This is a genomic window from Chryseobacterium mucoviscidosis (assembly GCF_002177115.1).
Lineage (GTDB): Bacteria > Bacteroidota > Bacteroidia > Flavobacteriales > Weeksellaceae > Chryseobacterium > Chryseobacterium mucoviscidosis.
Genome location: NZ_MVAG01000081.1, coordinates 22,736 through 41,879, shown reverse-complemented (window position 1 = coordinate 41,879; position 19,144 = coordinate 22,736). Strand labels below are relative to the sequence as shown.

The following is a 19,144-nucleotide window of genomic DNA, read 5'->3' as shown; positions in this document are numbered from 1 at the left end:
AAACAAAAAATCGCCGAATCTTTGATTCGGCGATTTTTCTATAGTAAAGAAAATCTTTAATTATTCAGCATCAAAGTCAGCATCTTTATCAGCAGATACTACTTCTCCTTCTTCTTTAGATTTTTCTTTATCAGCTTTTCTTTGAGACTGACCTTCTTTGATAGATTCAGAAACTACGCTAAGAATCATATCGATAGATTTAGAAGCATCATCGTTTCCTGGGATAACGAAGTCTACTTTTCTTGGGTCAGAGTTTGTATCAACAATACCGAAAACCGGAATACCTAATTTCTTAGCTTCAGTTACCGCGATGTGTTCTCTCATGATATCTACTACGAATACAGCAGATGGAAGTCTCACCATGTCTGCGATAGAACCTAAGTTCTTCTCAAGGTTAGCTCTTTGTCTGTCTACCTGTAATCTTTCTTTTTTAGATAAAGTTTCGAACGTTCCATCTTTTTTCATTTTGTCGATAGAGTTCATTTTCTTAACAGCCTTTCTGATAGTAACAAAGTTTGTTAACATACCACCTGGCCATCTTTCTGTAATATAAGGCATATTAAGTTCAGAAGCGTGTTTTGCAACAACTTCCTTCGCCTGCTTTTTAGTAGCTACGAAAAGAACTTTTTTACCTGCAGAAGTTAATTTTTCTAAAGCGTTACAAGCTTCATCCAATTTAACAGCTGTTTTATGTAAGTCTACAATGTGAATACCATTTTTCTCCATAAAAATGTATGGAGCCATATTTGGATTCCACTTTCTAGTCATGTGACCGAAGTGTACACCAGCCTCTAAAAGGTCTTTTACATTTGCTTTTGCCATGTTTTTTGTTTTTGTTAGTTTACTTTCCGTCTTTTAAACAATCAACAACTTCTTTAGATGGGAGAAGCGTTTGGATGCTAAACGTAACGGGCAATTGGCGTTTTGCTTTTTGCTTGTGGCAATTGGCTTTTCGCCGAGATTAAGTTTAAATAAAAATTAATACATTTCTGTAGCAAACAACCATAAGCCATTCGCCAACAGCAAATCTTAACGTTTTGAGAATTGGAATCTCTTTCTTGCTTTTTTCTGACCTGGCTTCTTTCTTTCCACCATTCTTGCGTCTCTTGTAAGTAAACCAGCAGGCTTCAATGCTAATCTGAACTCAGCGTTGATTTCGCATAAAGCTCTTGAAATACCTAATCTGATAGCCTCTGCCTGACCTGTATTTCCACCACCGAATACGTTTACGGTAACGTCATACTGACCAACAGTTTCAGAAAGGATAAATGGTTGGTTTAATTTGTAAACCATTACATCTGTAGAGAAGTATTCTTTAGCATCTTTACCGTTTACTGTAATGTTACCAGTTCCTGGCTTTACATAAACTCTTGCTACAGAAGTTTTTCTTCTTCCGATTTTGTGAACTGTAGACATATTAATTATTTAAATTCGTTAACATTAATTGTTTTAGGCTGTTGAGCTTCATGTTTGTGCTCAGTTCCTTCATATAAGTAAAGATTCTTAAGGATCGCAGCTCCAAGTCTGTTTTTAGGCAACATTCCTTTTACTGATTTTTCCAATACTTTTAAAGAATCTTTCTTTTGAAGTTCAGCCGCAGTCATAGACTTCTGTCCTCCAGGGTAACCTGTATGCCAGATATAAGTCTTGTCGTTCCACTTGTTTCCTGAAAGAGTTACTTTCCCAGCGTTCAAAACGATTACGTTATCACCACAATCTACGTGAGGTGTGTAGTTCGTTTTGTGCTTACCTCTCAAAATCTTTGCAACCGTAGAAGCTAGTCTTCCCAACGGTTGTCCTTCAGCGTCTACCACAACCCATTCTTTATTAGCAGTAGCTTTGTTCGCTGAAACAGTTTTGTAACTTAATGTATTCACACGTTTTAGTTAAAGATTAAACATAATTTTCCCCTAAAAGGGTGTGCAAAGGTACAAATTATTTTTAGAATGCAAAAACATATTTCGTTTAATCTGCTGATTATGTGTTTAAGCCTAAGTACCTGAAAGACTTAATCATATAAAAACAATTAAAAAAACAAGAAAATTCCAATTGAAAAATTTACTTACAAATTTGAAAATCATTTAAAAATCAATCAAATTTCAACAACAAATGTCAATTAAATTTAAACTTCCATCCAAAACCATATCAATATGATTATTTAATTTCTGTAAATAATTATATTTGCTAAAATCCATATTGATATCATGAGCCACGGAAAAATTAGAGAAGATAAAACGTGTCTTAACTGCGGACACATTGTTGAAGAAAGATTCTGCCCTCATTGCGGACAGGAAAATACGGAACCCAAACAGCCGTTCCATTATCTTTTCACGCATTTCATTGAAGATTTCACGCATTATGACGGACAGTTCTGGAAAACAATGAAATATTTACTCATTCGTCCGGGAGAATTAACTAAAGAATATCTTGCCGGAAAGAGACAAATGTACGTTGCTCCTGTAAAATTGTATATTTTCATCAGTTTTATTACTTTTTTCCTCCCTACTCTATTTTCCGGTTCAGAAGAAGAACTTTCAGAAAACGAAAAGAAAGAGCAGATCCTGAAAGAAAAAGAACAGGACGAAAAAATTGCACGATTTACAGACAGTCTGAAATATTCGCTCCAAAAAGATCAACTGATAAAAGAGGATTTATCTAATTCTAAGATGGAAAAAGGACTGGAAATTGGCAGCAAAAAAAATACTCCCGATCCTGAAGAGGATACTTTTACACAAACAGCCGACGGAAAAATGAGCATTCTGGGAGCTACTACCATGAAGCAGTTCGACTCCTTAAGTCTTAAAAATCAGGATAAAAAAGCCGTATTTGCATTTTTAAAACCTTATGCAAAAAAAATATTTCACTTTCAGGAACAGGGATTGAAAAAAGACCAGATCTTTGAAAAATTCACTGAAAATATTGTTCACACTCTTCCGAAAGCATTATTTGTTTATCTGCCGATTTTTGCTTTCTTTCTCTGGCTTTTCCACAATAAAAAGAAATGGTGGTATTTTGATCATGGTATTTTCACACTTCATTATTTTTCCTTTCTGCTGTTAGGAATTCTGATCATCATAACCATTTCGGAACTTACTTCATTACTTCCGGATAATACGATTTTCAACACTTTAACATTTTCAATCTATTCCGCAGCCGTCATTTATATGCTTGTATATTTCTTTATAGCGCATCACAGAGTTTACAAAAATGCACGAAGTATTAGTGTAATGAAAGGAATTCTTTTATTTATTGTCAATTTATTCGGACTTTTCTGCATGTTCCTTCTATTAATGTATGTAAGTTTTATGACGATGCATTAATCGCGCAGTGTTTTATTTGCTCTGAAACTTGCAATTAAATAATACGCCACAAAAACCGTCGAAAATTTAAGAACGGAAGGAATAGCCAGTTCCAGATTAAAAATTAAAGCGCCCACAAGAACCAAGATTCCCATGGCAACAAAAGACAATCCTAATTTTTGAGGCAGAGTAAAATCCGGGGTATCTAAATAATAGGCAACTCCCCATGCAAAACCAAAGGCAATGGCATAATAAATATCGAGCCCGATGTTTTCCGAACTGTAAAAGAAATAATTAATTAAAAAACTTAAAACCGTTCCCAACGCAAAATACAGCAATGCCTTTTTCATACCTTATTTATATGATGCAAAATTATAGAAATTAATGATATCATTCTGTGAAAGATTTTCTGAGAAATCAGCGGCGTAACTTCTAAGCAGTTATCATTTCTAACAAATGTTAGTTTAAATGAGGTTCAAATATTTAATCAAAGCAAATTAACTTAATCATTTACAATGTATTAACATTAAACATCGGGTTTCTATTTTATTATTATATTTGGAAATTCAGAAATTTTCTAAATCTTTTATGGAAACCCAAAAATATACTCCAAAAAATAAAGTCAGAATCGTGACGGCTGCGTCGCTATTCGATGGTCATGATGCTGCGATTAATATTATGCGCCGTGTGATTCAGGGAACAGGATGTGAAGTTATCCACCTTGGCCACGACAAATCGGCAGAAGAAGTTGTAAATACTGCCATTCAGGAAGATGCAAACGCTATTGCCTTAACCTCTTATCAGGGCGGTCATAACGAATATTTTAAATACATCTACGATCTTTTAAGAGAAAAAAATTCGCCACAGATTAAAATTTTTGGCGGCGGCGGCGGTGTAATTCTGCCCGAAGAAATCGAAGATATCATGTCTTACGGAATCGACCGAATTTATTCTCCGGATGATGGTCGTGAACTTGGTTTACAAGGAATGATCGACGATTTGGTTCAGAAATCAGATTTCGCAACAGGAAAAGATGTTAATGTAAAAGATCTGGATTCCATCAGTTTTGAAAATTCGACAAGCATTGCGAAAATCATTTCAGCAGTTGAAAATTTTTCAGAAGAAAAACCTGAGCTGGTAAAAGCAATTGACGAAAAATCAAAAGACTTACATATTCCGATTATCGGGATCACAGGAACCGGAGGAGCCGGAAAATCTTCTTTAACAGACGAATTGGTAAGACGTTTCCTGCGTTCAAACACTGATAAAAAAATTGCGATTATCTCCATCGACCCTTCTAAAAAGAAAACAGGAGGTGCACTTTTGGGAGACAGAATCCGTATGAACGCAATCAATGATCCAAGAGTGTATATGCGGTCGATGGCAACAAGAGAAAACAACGTTTCGGTTTCTCCGTTCATTCATTCTGCATTGAATGTCTTGAAATTAGCTCATCCTGATGTTATTATCCTTGAAACTTCAGGTATTGGTCAATCCGGTTCGGAAGTTTCCGATTTTGCGGATGTTTCGATGTATGTGATGACTCCGGAATACGGAGCTTCCACACAATTGGAAAAAATCGATATGCTGGATTATGCAGATTTGGTTGCTTTAAATAAATCTGACAAACGTGGCGCTCTTGATGCGCTTCAAGCCGTAAGAAAACAGTTCCAGAGAAACCACCTGTTGTGGGAACAGCCATTGGATGAAATGCCGGTGTATGCCACAAAAGCATCTCAGTTCAACGATCACGGAACAACAGAATTATACAACAGATTAGTTTCTAAAGTCAACGATAAATTTGCTGATTTAAATTTAAAAACATTTGTTGAACAGGAAATTACAGACGAAGTAACGATTATTCCGCCAAAAAGAGTCCGTTATCTTTCTGAAATCGTTGAAAACAACAGACAATACGATGCGAATGTTGAAAAACAGGCTGAACTGGCAAGAAAAATGTATCATATTGAAGGTGTTAAAAATTTCCTTTCCAATGAAACCTTAGATGCTGAATATCAGAAAGCTGAAAAAGAACTTCAACAGGAAAACATTGACTTCCTTAAAACATGGGACGATACGAAAGAGGCTTTTAAAGCTGAATTTTATTCCTACTTCGTAAGAGGAAAAGAAATTAAGGTTGAAACCTCAACAGAATCTTTATCTCACCTAAGAATTCCGAAAATTGCATTACCAAAATACAACGACTGGGGCGATCTCATCAAATGGAAAGGTCAGGAAAATCTTCCGGGAAGTTTCCCATACACTGCGGGAATTTATCCTTTCAAAAGAACCGGAGAAGATCCAACAAGAATGTTTGCCGGAGAAGGAGATCCTGAAAGAACCAACAGAAGATTCCACTACGTTTCTGCGGAAATGCCGGCAAAACGTTTATCTACGGCTTTCGACTCGGTAACTCTTTACGGACAGGATCCTGCTTTACCACCGGATATTTACGGTAAAATCGGAAATGCGGGCGTTTCTATTGCCACTTTGGACGATGCTAAAAAACTATATTCAGGTTTTGATCTGGTGAATGCAATGACTTCAGTTTCCATGACCATCAACGGACCTGCGCCGATGTTGTTGGCTTTCTTTATGAATGCAGCCATCGATCAGAATGTCGAGAAATACATTATTGAGCATAAGCTTGAAGCAAAGGTTGAGGAAGTTTTGAAAGCGAAATTCGACGATAAAGGTTTAGAAAGACCAAAATACAACGGAGAATTGCCGCCTTCCAATAACGGTTTAGGTTTAAAACTACTGGGAATTACAGGAGATGAAGTCATTCCTGCCGATGTGTATGCTGAAATTAAAGCAAAAACCATCGCAACTGTTCGTGGAACCGTTCAGGCAGATATTTTAAAAGAAGATCAGGCGCAGAATACATGTATTTTCTCAACTGAATTTGCTTTGAGATTAATGGGCGACGTTCAGGAATATTTCATCAAAGAAAAAGTAAGAAACTTCTACTCTGTTTCCATTTCAGGATATCACATTGCGGAAGCAGGAGCCAATCCGGTTTCTCAGTTGGCATTTACATTGGCAAATGGTTTCACCTATGTTGAATATTATCTGTCAAGAGGAATGGACATCAACGATTTTGCACCGAACTTATCGTTCTTCTTCTCCAACGGTATTGATCCTGAATATTCAGTAATCGGACGTGTGGCAAGAAGAATCTGGGCAAAAGCGATGAAACTGAAATACGGAGCCGACGAAAGAAGCCAGATGCTGAAATACCACATCCAGACTTCGGGACGTTCTCTTCACGCTCAGGAAATTGATTTCAATGACATAAGAACAACACTTCAGGCGCTTTATGCGATATATGACAACTGTAATTCATTGCACACCAATGCTTATGATGAGGCAATTACGACTCCTACTGAGCAATCGGTGAGAAGAGCGATGGCAATTCAGTTGATTATCAATAAAGAGTTAGGATTAGCGAAAAATGAAAATCCGCTACAAGGTTCATTTATCATTGAAGAATTAACGGATTTAGTAGAAGAAGCTGTGTATGCAGAATTCGATAGAATTACAGAAAGAGGCGGTGTTCTGGGCGCAATGGAAACCATGTATCAACGTTCAAAAATTCAGGAAGAATCGATGCATTACGAATGGCTGAAACACACCGGAGAATATCCGATTATCGGAGTGAACACGTTCTTAGGAAAAGACGGTTCGCCAACAGTTCGTCCGGGAGAAGTCATCCGTTCAACAGAGGAAGAAAAGCAATTCCAGATTGAAATGCTTCACAACTTCCAGAAATCCAATGAAGATAAATCAGAAGCCGCTTTGAAAACCCTGCAACACGCCGCAATTAATCAGCAAAACTTATTCGAAGTGATGATGGATGCCGTGAAATACTGCTCTCTTGGACAGATTACCAATGCTTTGTTTGAAGTGGGCGGTAAATACAGAAGAAATATGTAGCTTCGACTTCGCTCAGCTACCTTTTTTACGATTTATAAATCAAACCTCAGGGAATTTTCTTTGAGGTTTTTGTACTTTTATAGACTAATCATCCATTTAAACCGTTAGTAAAATAAAATAACAACCATCATGAAAATATTTTTAAGAAAAAATGTACTATTTGTATTCCTATGTTTATCTTCCATTTTATTCGCCCAGAAGCGAACGGAAGATTTTACGATTACCCCGCCTTTTCAAAAAGCAGAGAAAAGCTATTATAAAACCATTACAATTATTGATGCCAGAATTGATACAACAACCGTTGGAATTGTTCAGCAGGGCGCATTGAATGCAAAAGCCAGAGTGGTTCCTACGTCTCCCCTTTCTGATCAGTTTCAAAATGTTCTAAACAGCATAAACGGAGAAAATGCAGAAAACGGAAATCTGGTTTTATATCTTAAACAATTGTATTTTGCTGAAGTCTCAAAAGCATTTACTGAGTTGGGATACTGTTATTTCCAGAGTTTCCTTTTTGCAAAAAATGATGACGGAACCTATTCTTTACTTGAAAAAACAGATACTGTGACAGAGCATAAATCAGCCGATGTAACGAAAGAAATCCTAAGAAAAGGCAGCGAAATGCTGGGAGAATTCATTACCGAAAATGCAGCGAAAAAACCTAATACAACAGAGCGTTACACATGGGAACAGCTTAAAAATTTTGATGATGTCTATAAACAATCAATCAGCCTCTTCAATTCTTCTGAATTGAAAGACGGGCTGTATAAAGATTATACTTCTCTGAAAAACCAGCAGCCTCAACAGGAAATCAGCAGTGTTAAATTTTATGGAAGCCAACCCAAAATCAACAGAATATTTGAAACAGCAGACGGAAAAGAAAAAGAAATAAAGAAAGATGATGTATATGCCCTGGTTTACAAAGGAGAATTATATGTTTATCTTCCTATCGAAAATCTTTTCACGAAGGCAGAAAAAAGAGACAATGACTATTATTTCGTCGGAAAATTAAGATCCGGAAGTCCCAATATTGGAAATTTAAGCATCGGAATGTTTTTCGGCGTTATGGGAGTCTTAATGACATCAAATCCGGCTTATCCTTTTGAACAGAAAATAGATTATATTAACGGAGCATTTATTCCCGTTAAAGAAATTCAGTCGAAAAAATATTAACAGTAAATAAATTCAGGTAAAATTCTAATCTTGAATCTATATGAAATATTATCCTTCAAAATCTTGGAGGATTTTTTATATTTGATGCCAATTAAATAAAAACATTCCATGAAAAAAATTCTTTTGCTGTTCGTTTTTTGGCAATCCTTTATTTTTGCTCAAAAGAACAATGAGTTATTGGTTTTAAGTGCAGTCGTTAAAGACAAGGTTATTCCCAATGCACAAATTATCTTCCAGAAAAACGGAGAAACTTCAGAAACTGTCAATACGGATGCTTCAGGAAAAGCCGTTATTCCTCCACAGTTCGTTGATGCCAACAATGAGATCACTTTAATCATCAAAAAAGAAGGCTATTCCACACTGGTTACAAAAGGTCCTTTTGGCGGTCTGACGTATGCTTTAAGCCCTGTTATGGAAGATCTGGACGGAATGAGAATTGTTTTAAGCTGGGGAAAATCTCCTTCTGATCTGGATTCGCATCTTTCCTATCCGAACAATCATATTTGCTATTATCACAAAGAAGGAACCAACGCCAATCTTGATGTAGACGATACAGACAGTTTTGGTCCTGAAACTATTACGATTGAAAAAAGAGCTCAAAACAAGAAATATATTTATGCAGTTCATGATTATTCCGATAAAAACAGAATGGATAATGATAACCTTTCCAATATAAGCAATGCAAAAGTTTATGTTTATATAGGAAATACCCTGATTAAAAGTTATGATGTGCCAAAATATAAAAAAGGGACAGTTTGGGTGGTTTTTATGATTGATGAATCCGGAAACATTATTGATATCAATAATTTTGAAAATTCTGCTTCATGGGAAGGCGTGAGAAGCTTATTAAGCAACTACCGGTATTCTTCAACACCAAGTAATTCTATCACCGAAAACTACAGACAGAAAGCGTTCGACATCAATAAACAGGGCGAAAATTTTTATCATTCCAGCAGAATAGAACAGGCGGTTAATTCTTATCAACAAGCGTTGGAATATAATCCTTTCGATGGGCAGATCTACAGTAATCTCGGACTTGCATTCAGCAAAATCGGAAGAAACGCAGAAGCGATCTGGGCAAATCGTGAAGCCATTAAATTTGCAACCGACAATACGATTAAAGCAAATTCTTATTATAATATTGCGAAAATTTACGAAAACAGCGGACAATTTTCTGAAGCCCTTTATTATTATGGTTTAGCGAAAGAGAATAAGGAAAATCCGGTCTACGATAAAGCTATTCTGAGAGTAAAATCAAAAATGAGATAATGAAAAAATTACTTTTATTGTTCATTTTGGTTTCAGATTTTATCTTCTCACAAGGTCCATCCAGCATTGCGACCGCCAATCGTGATCTTTGGAATTTACCCATGAAAAGCAGTAAAGATTTTGATGTTGCTTCCAAAATGGAAATGTTGGTGTTTCTGGAAACATTCGCTGAAATTAATGCTTCCAACGAAACGGAATTATTCAAAATTTTAGCCGTAAAAGACGGAACTTCCGAAGGGGTAAAAATCTGGAAAAAACAGACTCAGGATCGTCTGGTTCAAAATTTTAAATGCTTAGACGCTAATGCGCTTTCGGAGGTAGTTTCTGTAAAGACAAATCCCACTTATCCGGAACTGGTTTTGGTAACAAAAAAGCTTTCAGAAAGATTGCCTGAAAATCTAAAAAACTGGTATCAGAATTCTAAAAGTTTTTATAAAACATATATTTTAGAGTGCCTTCGGCTGGCTGCAAAATCCAATAAAAGGACAAGCGAAATCAACACATTAGATCCAACCGAGAAAAATGGTTTTGAATTAAATGACAAAAACTATCTTCTCACGTTCGATGATGGTCCGACTCCAAAAAACGGTCATACAGATCAGTTGATTAACGTTTTAAAAGAGCAAAACTTAACAGGTATTTTCTTTTTATCGGGAGATAAGTTACAACAGAGAATTGCCGCAAACGGCAAAAACAGTGTTTCATCTATGTACGGAGAAAACTGGATCGGCTCTCACAGTATGGTTCATAAATCGCATCAGTATCTTCCCGACTGGAAATTACAGATCGACGAAAGCAATGGTATTATTAAAGATGTTTTTGATTTTAATCATAAGACGTTTTATTTTCGTCCGCCTTATGGACAAAGAAGCAAGGAGATTATACAATATCTATTAAAAAACAAGCAGCCTGTTCTTTTGTGGAATATCGATTCGCAGGACTGGAGTGAAAAAATATCTTCACAACAGGTCTCTTCAAGAGTTATTACGCTGATGCTTTTATGGAGAAAGGGAATTATCTTATTTCACGATGTTCATCCTAAAGCTGAAATTGCAGTTCCTGCGATTAATGAATATTTTAAGGATTGTCCCGTTAAATGGCTAACACCTGAAGAAATAAAGTAACAACAAACCCCTCACAGAAATTCTATGAGAGGTTTATTTTATTTCAAAAGGACTTTAGTTCTGGCTTAGCAAAACAATATTCAGAGAAGCGTCAGAAATATTAGCCGTTGCTCCGTCAGAATACATATAAAGCCTTAACTGATCATTTTTGTTAAAATAGGCAATTCTTGTATACAGCATTGTCCAGCGGTTTCCGGAATTCGTGTCCCAGATTCCTTCGGGAATATCTGAATTTACAGTATGTACCGCCTGAAACACATTTCTACTTGCGCTTCCATCTACAAGTCTGATACTCGATTTAATGAGATAAGTTCCCGAACTTGGCACAGTGTATGTGTTGGTTGCCGGAGTCCAGATTCCACCGCCTACATTTTTAGTTACGGTTGAAAGAGGAACTGTGGTAAAACCACCGGAATTGATACTAGCCGCTGTTGCAGAACCATTTCCGCTTCCCAGTGAAGCAATAAAAACCGCTGTTCCTGTTTTAGCAACTACAGATTGCCATGCGGTACCATCAAAATAGTAATATCCAACCGTCGCGATCTGTGCTGTTGCAGATACCGTGGAACCTCCTGTAACATCCGTAATATAAAGTAAAGCACCTACATGATTAGAGTTATACCCTGTCTTTGCATTTAGCTGAGCCAACGTTATTCTGGGCGCTCTCATTCCGTCCGCTTTGCTAACGGTAGAAGCCACACCATTTACATCCAGAGTCATTTGCGGTGTAAGCGAATTGATCCCAACATTCTGAGCATTCGCCCGACTCAGAAATACAATCGATAGAAATAAAAAAAACTTTTTCACGGCACAAAAATTAGCAGGTGCAAATATATAACATTATTACCCACCATAAATCCTTACAACTGACTAAAATAAAATTATATATGAACTTTTATTAACATTTAATTAAAATAATCTAATACAGTACAAACAACCATAATTTCAATAAATATGTTCGATTATCAACTGAATTCTGAATCAATCTGATTATTTTTGAAAAACATTACCTCAACAATGAAACCGAAAGCCATCTTCAACTGGAGCAGCGGAAAAGATTCTGCTTTAGCGTTATATAAAATTTTAAAGGAAGAAAAATTTGAAGTCACCTCTCTGCTTACAAGCATTAATAAAGAATTTCAGAGAATCTCCATGCACGGCGTTCATGTTTCATTACTGGAAAAACAGGCAGAAAGTCTAGGCTTTCCTTTAATTAAAATGGAACTTCCCAAAGAACCTACAATGGAAGAATACCGTGAACTGATGAGCAAAACGATGAATGATCTGAAATCTCGGGGCATTACCCATTCTATTTTCGGGGATATTTTTCTGGAAGATTTAAAGAAATACCGCGAAGATCAGTTACGCTCCATCGGAATGAAAGGAATCTTTCCGTTATGGAAAATCAATACAACCGACCTCATCCGTGAATTTTTAAATCTTGGCTTTAAAACCATCGTTGTATGCGTGAACGAAACCTATCTCGATAAAAGTTTTGCCGGAAGAATTATTGATGAAGACTTCATTAAAGATTTACCGGAAAACGTAGATCCTTGCGGAGAAAATGGAGAATTTCACACTTTTACTTTTGACGGACCTCTTTTTAAAAATCCTGTTGAATTCGAGATCGGGGAAATTGTTAAAAAAAACTATCCGAAACCGAAATCTGATGAAAACAGCGAAGATGATGAATATGTTTTCTGGTTTTGCGATCTGATTGTAAAATAATTCCGTTTTTCTGCACGGTAAGAGACTTGATTACAAACTGTTCAACAAAAGCTATTCTTTGTACAGCAGCAAATACTCCATTCATTACATCCCAAAACCATACACTAAATTTTTCACCGAAAGTGATCTTGTAAAAGATATTTTTATTGTTTTTGTAAAATAAGGATATTTCAAAATAAATTTATTTTAATTAAATATTTATCATTCACCGACACATTTTTACTGTTTACCTCAAATTATTTTTTCAATGTTAACTAAAAATTAATTTTGGAATTTAAATTAATTTGACAATGAAAATAGCAAAACCTTTCAGTAAAATGATGTGTTTGCTTTTATTTGTGTTTGCTGCAGTTTCCTTTGCACAGACAACAATAAAAGTTACCTATTACACGGGTTCCACACAGAACTACACGATTGAAAACAGCGGAAAACTTTACTTTTCAGGCAGCAATTTGTTGGTAAAAACCGCGAGTTCCGCTTCCGATATTTCTATCCCGACCGGTATTATCCGGAAAATTACTTTTTCGTCAGCTATTTTAGCCACTCAGGAAATCGGGATAAATAAAGACCAGATCAGGTTATACCCGAATCCTTCCGCAGAATTCATCAGAATAACATCAGACAAAAAAGAATCTTTAAAAGTGAAAATCTATTCTGCTGAAGGAAGACTTGTTCTGTCGGGAACTTATCAACCCAATGAAGACATCAATATCAGCAGCTTCAGAGAAGGCTTTTATCTGGTGCAGGTTAACAACACAACTTTAAAACTGATCAAAAAATGAGAAAGCATTTATATATAGTAATTGCGTTTATTTTGTCTTTTGGATTAAAAGCCCAAAGCAATATTGTGGCGCATAATTCGGGAAACAATATGTATGCTTCCCCTACTCCGGTTGTCGACAGCATTAAATTTGACTCAAATTATACAAAATTTCACATTAACGGAGCTACAACAAGTTTAGACTTACCGAAAAGCATCGTTGACAGTTTAACGTTCTCTGCTACTGCGGTTAGCTTAACTAAAATTTATATTATTTACAAAGGTTCGGAAAATGCAACCATTATCAATCCTTATTCTAATCAGGGGGTTACTATTACGGCAACAGGCGGAACGGTGAATGTTGTGTCCACTGCAACCATCAATAATTTAGAATACAATTTACTGGGAACAAGCACAACAGGAAGTCTCACAATGAGCTCTTCTCTTCCCGCAAGTTTTGTAATGAATAATTTAAATCTTACCAATGCTTCCGGATCTGCCATTAATATCACCGGCGGACAAACTCATACTTTTACCCTTCAGGCAGGGACAACAAATTCGTTAACAGACGGTTCTTCAAGCACAAAAAACGGGACATTACAAACCGACGGAAAAATAATTTTTACAGGAACAGGAACTTTAAACATCAAAGGAATTAAAAAGCACGGTGTTTCCACTTCCGCAGGAATTGAAGTTCAGAACGGAAATATTACAGTAACTTCTGCCACATCAGACGGTTTTCATTCGGAAGGTTATGCAATGAGCAGCGGAACGGTAAACATCACAGCAACCGGGGACGCAATTGATGCAGGAGATACAGCAATCTCTATTTCGGGAGGAAATGTAACCGCAACTTTGGCTTCAGCCGATGTAAAAGCGATTAAAACAGGAACTTCAACCATCGGAATTTCGGGAGGCACATTTAATTTAACTTTAACAGGCGCACAATCGAAAGCCATCAGTGCAAAAGGAAACATTACTTTCGACGGAGGAAATATTACTGCCACACTTTCCGGAGCAGCCGTTCTTACCGCTTCAGGAAGCGGATATGACCCTTCTTATTCCACAGCCATAAAAACCGATGGAAATGTTATTGTAAACGGAGGAACCTTCAATCTTTCTTTAGCTTCTACGGCAAACGGAGGAAAAGGAATTTCAGCCGCTCAGAATATCACAGTCAATAATGGAAATTTAACGATTACAACGGCAGGAAACGGAGCTACTTACACCAATACAACAGGCGTTTTGGATTCTTACTCTTCTTCCGCCATTACAGCAGACGGAAATCTTCTGATTAATGCAGGTTCGGTGACGACAACAAGTTCGGGAACAGGAGGAAAAGGCTTAAAAGCAGACGGAACGATAACGATAGGAAGCGCAACAGGAAATCCTGTTTTACTGATTAAAACGACAGGAGCCAGATTTTTAGTATCCGGAACAGATTACAGTCACCCGAAAACTTTGGTCGCAACCGGAGCTGTTACAATCAATAATGGAAACAACACCTTTAATTCTACAGATGATGGGATTCATTCGGATGCATCGGTTACCATAAATGGAGGAACAAATACGGTTTCCGCAATTTCATCTACTTCGGGAGTTGGTGAAGGCGTAGAAGCGCCGATTATTACTTTAGCAGGAGGAGTAAACAATATAACGGCTTCCAACGACGGAATTAATGCAACTTACGGTACAGTTGCTGGTGGAACGGAATCTAATGACAACAGCCATCTGTACATTACCGGAGGAATTAATATCGTAGCAGGAAGCGATGCGATTGACAGCAACGGAAATATTACGATTACAGGCGGAACAACTATTGTAAACGGACCGACAAGCCAGCCGGAAGAAGGAATTGATTACAACGGAACTTTTTTAATGAACGGAGGTTTTCTGATTTCTGCGGGATCGAATGCAAGTATGACTAAAGCAATGGGAGCTGCTTCCACACAGGTAAGTATGTTCCTGAAATCCAGCGCACAGCTTGCAGCCACTTCTATTCTGCATATTGAAAACGCTTCGGGAACGGAAATGGTAACCTTCAAACCTAAAAACGGAGTGTATTATTTTCATTTTTCCAGTCCTAATCTTACAAACAGTACTACTTATAAAGTTTATTTTGGCGGAAGTTATACCGGCGGAAGTTTTGTGGGAGGAACTTCAGGATGGGGATTATATACCGGAGGAACTTATTCTACTTCCGGAGGAACGCTTAAAAGTACCTTTACCACTTCAGCAACCAATACTGTAAATACGGTATCATTTTAATTATCATTTTTAATAATTTACAACCAGCCTCTTAATGAAAATTAGGAGGCTTTTTCGTTACAGAGGCATAAAAATTGCTTCCTGAAAGAAAAACAATAAATGATTAAAAAAATACTTTTCTTTATCCTTATTGCTTCTGTTTCCATTAGTTTAGTTTCCTGTCAAAAGGAGATTCCATTTATTCCTTCCGAAAGAAAAGTGGACAAACAGGCAATTGCAGACAGTACGATCATTGCTTTTGAAAAAAGTCTTCTGAAAAACCAGATCGATTCTGTTTTCAAAAAATATCAGTTTAACGGAAGTGTGGCGGTTTTTAAAGATTCGGTTGAACTGTACAGAAAAAATCAGGGTTTTGCAGATTTTAAGGATCAGTTAAAGATTAATGACAGTACTGTTTTTGCCATCGGTTCTGTAAGCAAGCAATTTACCGCTGCTTTAATTCTGCTTCAGATGGAACAGGGAAAACTGAATGTAGACGATAAAGTTTCAACTTATTTAAAGGAGTTTCAAAATAAAAATTATGAAAACATTACCATTCATCAGCTTCTGAACCATACTTCGGGACTGAATACTTTGGGCGGAAAGCTCCAGTTTAAAAGCGGAACAGATTTCTTTTATTCCAACGACGGTTTTAATACATTGGGAAAAATTGTGGAAAAAGTTTCGGGTAAATCGTATGACGAAAATGTTTTGGATTTATTTAAAACAGCCGGAATGAATCATTCTTCAACTGCGACTTATTTTGAGGGAGAAAACTTTGCCGGAGCTTATTTAGGCAACAGAAAAAAATTCGAAAAGATCCAGAATATGCCGAAAAGACTCGCCAGTAAAGATATCGGAGTTCCTGCAGGCGGAATTTTATCCACCATTAACGATCTTCATATGTGGAATACTGCTTTATACAGCGAAAAAATCCTCCGTCCTGAAACACTGAAAAAGTTTGAATCTAAAAGCGCAGAAAGACATCATGCTATTTTCGGGAAAATGGGTTATGGATACGGAATTATGAGCAACATCGGAAAACCGTCGGCATTTTTCCACAGCGGTTACGTTAAAGGCTCACCTTCATTAAATATCTTTTATCCGGAAACAAAAACTTCGGTCATTATTCTTTCCAATATCGCCGATGAGGAACAGGGAAAAGGATTTACCTTTAAACCTCACGTTGAGATCAAAAAAATTACAGATGCTTTGGAAAGTACCATTTCGGAGATGAATTCTACAAAAGGAAATACAATGAAGATGTAAATTATTCAGCAGAAAGATTCAGAAACTCTTTCATTTTTTCTAATGATTTTTTATGTTCAAAAAAATTAATCATCACGAAAATAATAACAACATACAATACAAAAGGAATTATTAAAGTAATCAGAAGTGGAAATACCGATACAGGATCATCTGTTCTGAAAAACCGGAAAACATATTTATCCTCCCGGAGAATAAGCTGAAAAGAGATATTAAGCGTCAAAACAAAAAGCCCCAGATTCTGCTGATAGATGGTAAAGAAAGATTTTCCCTGATATTTAAAATCTTTTTTTACATATTTTCTCAAATTTTTATTAAACAGCCATAATAAAAAAGGAACTATTACAAAAAGTGAATTATACAGCCTGAAAAGATCACTGTAAGTTTCCTGATCGGTTGAAAAATAGATCAAAAGGAGATTTACTGTAAAAGAAGCCAGCCCGAAAATCAACGATTTTTTAAAAATGCTGCGATACTTTACCTTCGCAATTCTCTTTACAATAAACGGAATCTGTTCTTGGTAAAAAATAGAGTAACGCGTCATTTTAAATTCACTTCCCCATAACTTTTTCGTTTTAAGAAAAGCTTCATCGAAACCCACATTTTCCTCCATCTGAATATCGGCAATCTGCGAGATCATATGATCTTTCACCTCAACTAAAATATCCAGAGGAAGCCTGTGAAAAATAAGATAATCCGTAATTTCCTGTTCGTGTTCTTTTGAAAACATCATTTTAAATTTTAAACTAAAACATTAATTTTCTTTGAATTGAAATACAATAACTGAAGCTGAACCGCCAAAGAATATACCGATAGAAATTTTGAAACATTCATATCCATGATTTTCCAGTTTTCTGCTGTTATAAAAGATCCAAAAGCAAAGATCAGCACTCCGAAAAGAAGATTTCTAAGCAGTAGAGGATGAAAGCTCATGGCGATATAATTGGAAAACTTCATCTTTTTGGTAAGGAAACTGTATGCCAAAAGAATTGCTAAGCTTCCCAACAATACAATCTGAACTGTAAAAAAAACATCCGTATTTAAAAACATTATGAATGTTGCTGCTGTTGCAAGAATGAAAGAAAAAATGCCAATCTTTCTAAACCTCTGCTGTAAAATAACTTTTTCGATTCTGGCTACTTTTTTGAACGAAAGAAAATCTGCGTTTACCATTTCCAACTCATTATTCCAACTGATTTTAGCTTTCAGAAAAGCCTCGGGAAAACTTAAATTTTCAGACAGCATCAGATGACTGATCTGGGAAATAAAATGATCTTTCACTTCAGCTAAAATCTGAGCAGTCAGCTTTTTTGAATTCAGATATAATTCTATTTGATGTTCCTTTTCTTTGGTTATCATATATTAAAAATCGTATTGAGGTTAAATAAATAATTTTTCATTTCTGCTTCCTGTTCTGCCTGCTGTTTTTTCCCTTTTTCGGTTAGAAGATAATATTTCCGGTCTCTTCCGTTGATCTTCTGGATTTCAGACAAAATCATTCCTTCCGCTTCCAGCTTATGCAAAAGCGGATACAGCGCACCTTCCGTCATTTCCAGTTCGCCCTGCGTAAGTTCTTTGGCGCGCTGCGTGATCTGGTATCCATACATTTTCACTTCCTTGGCAAGAAGCTTCAGGATGATGTTTTGGAGGGTTCCTTTATAAAGACTGTTCTTTTTCAATATCTCATCTTTTATACTTAGCAAATCTATACATAATTTTCTTATGCATTATAATTTATTTTAAAATTCTTAATTTCAATCAATGAAAAAGATGTATTTCATCGCCATTTATCCGCCACAAAAAATTATTGAAGAAATAAAAATATTCAAACAGGACTTTGCATTAAATTTTGACAATTCCAAAGCTTTGAAAAATGAAGCGCACATTACTTTGTTTCCGCCATTTTCCAGAGAGGTTGCTTCAGAAAATGACATTCTGGAAGCTTTTCAAAAGATTAATACTGCTGTTTCTCCTTTTGAAATTGAACTGAATGGTTTCGGAAGTTTTGCCCATCCTAAAAATCCTGTGGTTTTTGTGAAATCTGAAACCAACGAACAACTCAATGATCTTTATCTTCGGGTGAAGGAAATATTCAACTTTATCAATTATTCTTTCCACCCTCATGTAACCGTGGGCTACAGAAATTTAACTTGGGAAAACTATCTGAAAGCATGGGAGAAATATCAAGAAAAAGAATATAAAACTAAATTCTTAGTTGACAAAATCACTTTGCTTCGACATGAAGAAAACTGGATTACTATCGCAGAAAAGAAACTGGGACTGCTGTAAAATATGATTCAAAAAATTTTCATTCTTAAAAGTCTGAAAGTTCATATCTTTGAAGC

General features: G+C 36.2%; 18 protein-coding genes. 10 read left to right on the top strand and 8 right to left on the bottom strand.

Going from position 1 to position 19,144, the window contains the following annotated elements; translation table 11 throughout:
- Positions 1 to 60: 60 nt before the first annotated feature.
- The 3 genes from rpsB to rplM form a co-directional block, all read right to left on the bottom strand.
- Positions 61 to 822: a 30S ribosomal protein S2 gene (gene rpsB, locus B0E34_RS04410; protein ID WP_076396348.1), complete on the bottom strand. Its 762-nt coding sequence runs from the start codon at positions 820 to 822 to the stop codon at positions 61 to 63.
- Positions 823 to 1,029: 207 nt separating this feature from the next.
- Complete coding sequence (rpsI, locus tag B0E34_RS04405) at positions 1,030 to 1,416, bottom strand: 30S ribosomal protein S9 (RefSeq protein ID WP_072883409.1); 387 nt, start codon at positions 1,414 to 1,416, stop codon at positions 1,030 to 1,032.
- Positions 1,417 to 1,421: 5 nt separating this feature from the next.
- Complete coding sequence (gene rplM / locus B0E34_RS04400; protein WP_027381190.1) at positions 1,422 to 1,877, bottom strand: 50S ribosomal protein L13; 456 nt, start codon at positions 1,875 to 1,877, stop codon at positions 1,422 to 1,424.
- Positions 1,878 to 2,204: 327 nt separating this feature from the next.
- Here rplM and B0E34_RS04395 point away from each other — a divergent pair, with 327 nt between their 5' ends.
- Positions 2,205 to 3,320, top strand: a complete 1,116-nt coding sequence (locus B0E34_RS04395; RefSeq protein ID WP_087707156.1) for a DUF3667 domain-containing protein — start codon at positions 2,205 to 2,207, stop codon at positions 3,318 to 3,320.
- Here B0E34_RS04395 and B0E34_RS04390 read toward each other — a convergent pair.
- The gene (locus B0E34_RS04390; RefSeq protein ID WP_087707154.1) at positions 3,317 to 3,649 is read right to left on the bottom strand and encodes a hypothetical protein; all 333 of its coding nucleotides are present in this window, start codon (positions 3,647 to 3,649) and stop codon (positions 3,317 to 3,319) included. The two genes, B0E34_RS04395 and B0E34_RS04390, sit on opposite strands and share 4 nt — an antisense overlap.
- A 238-nt stretch (positions 3,650 to 3,887) precedes the next feature.
- Between B0E34_RS04390 and B0E34_RS04385 the strand changes: the two genes are divergently transcribed.
- The 4 genes from B0E34_RS04385 (at position 3,888) to B0E34_RS04370 (ending at position 10,798) form a co-directional block, all read left to right on the top strand.
- On the top strand, positions 3,888 to 7,235 hold the full coding sequence (locus B0E34_RS04385; protein WP_087707151.1) for a methylmalonyl-CoA mutase family protein: 3,348 nt from the start codon (positions 3,888 to 3,890) through the stop codon (positions 7,233 to 7,235).
- Positions 7,236 to 7,364: 129 nt separating this feature from the next.
- Positions 7,365 to 8,405 (top strand): hypothetical protein, encoded by a 1,041-nt coding sequence (locus B0E34_RS04380; RefSeq protein WP_087707148.1) that lies wholly within the window; start codon positions 7,365 to 7,367, stop codon positions 8,403 to 8,405.
- Positions 8,406 to 8,513: 108 nt separating this feature from the next.
- Positions 8,514 to 9,674, top strand: coding sequence for a DUF2135 domain-containing protein (locus B0E34_RS04375; RefSeq protein ID WP_087707146.1), 1,161 nt, complete (start codon positions 8,514 to 8,516; stop codon positions 9,672 to 9,674).
- Entirely contained in the window at positions 9,674 to 10,798 is a 1,125-nt protein-coding gene (locus tag B0E34_RS04370) for a polysaccharide deacetylase family protein (RefSeq protein ID WP_087707143.1), read from the top strand. Before B0E34_RS04375 ends, B0E34_RS04370 begins: the two co-directional genes overlap by 1 nt.
- 54 nt (positions 10,799 to 10,852) lie before the next feature.
- Here B0E34_RS04370 and B0E34_RS04365 read toward each other — a convergent pair whose 3' ends face one another.
- Positions 10,853 to 11,605 (bottom strand): phage tail-like protein, encoded by a 753-nt coding sequence (locus B0E34_RS04365; protein WP_087707142.1) that lies wholly within the window; start codon positions 11,603 to 11,605, stop codon positions 10,853 to 10,855.
- Between the two features lie 210 nt (positions 11,606 to 11,815).
- On the opposite strand from B0E34_RS04365, the gene B0E34_RS04360 reads away from it, so the two are divergent.
- The 4 genes from B0E34_RS04360 (at position 11,816) to B0E34_RS04345 (ending at position 16,802) form a co-directional block, all read left to right on the top strand.
- Positions 11,816 to 12,526: a Dph6-related ATP pyrophosphatase gene (locus B0E34_RS04360; protein ID WP_087707139.1), complete on the top strand. Its 711-nt coding sequence runs from the start codon at positions 11,816 to 11,818 to the stop codon at positions 12,524 to 12,526.
- 290 nt (positions 12,527 to 12,816) lie between these two features.
- Entirely contained in the window at positions 12,817 to 13,308 is a 492-nt protein-coding gene (locus tag B0E34_RS04355) for a T9SS type A sorting domain-containing protein (protein ID WP_087707136.1), read from the top strand.
- Positions 13,305 to 15,554 (top strand): carbohydrate-binding domain-containing protein, encoded by a 2,250-nt coding sequence (locus tag B0E34_RS04350; protein WP_087707134.1) that lies wholly within the window; start codon positions 13,305 to 13,307, stop codon positions 15,552 to 15,554. The genes B0E34_RS04355 and B0E34_RS04350 overlap by 4 nt, the downstream gene beginning before the upstream one ends.
- A 99-nt stretch (positions 15,555 to 15,653) precedes the next feature.
- Positions 15,654 to 16,802, top strand: a complete 1,149-nt coding sequence (locus B0E34_RS04345; protein ID WP_087707131.1) for a serine hydrolase domain-containing protein — start codon at positions 15,654 to 15,656, stop codon at positions 16,800 to 16,802.
- Position 16,803: 1 nt separating this feature from the next.
- On the opposite strand, the gene B0E34_RS04340 is transcribed toward B0E34_RS04345, so the two are convergent.
- The 3 genes from B0E34_RS04340 to B0E34_RS04330 are packed head-to-tail and all read right to left on the bottom strand — an operon-like array spanning position 16,804 to position 18,478.
- A complete protein-coding gene (locus B0E34_RS04340) occupies positions 16,804 to 17,529 on the bottom strand; it encodes a hypothetical protein (protein WP_087707128.1) in 726 nt (241 codons plus the stop codon).
- An 11-nt stretch (positions 17,530 to 17,540) separates the two neighbouring features.
- Entirely contained in the window at positions 17,541 to 18,158 is a 618-nt protein-coding gene (locus B0E34_RS04335; protein ID WP_087707126.1) for a hypothetical protein, read from the bottom strand.
- The gene (locus tag B0E34_RS04330) at positions 18,155 to 18,478 is read right to left on the bottom strand and encodes a PadR family transcriptional regulator (protein WP_076396392.1); all 324 of its coding nucleotides are present in this window, start codon (positions 18,476 to 18,478) and stop codon (positions 18,155 to 18,157) included. Before B0E34_RS04330 ends, B0E34_RS04335 begins: the two co-directional genes overlap by 4 nt.
- Positions 18,479 to 18,560: 82 nt before the next feature.
- On the opposite strand from B0E34_RS04330, the gene B0E34_RS04325 reads away from it, so the two are divergent.
- Positions 18,561 to 19,088, top strand: coding sequence for a 2'-5' RNA ligase family protein (locus tag B0E34_RS04325; protein ID WP_087707124.1), 528 nt, complete (start codon positions 18,561 to 18,563; stop codon positions 19,086 to 19,088).
- The last annotated feature ends 56 nt before the right edge of the window (positions 19,089 to 19,144 follow it).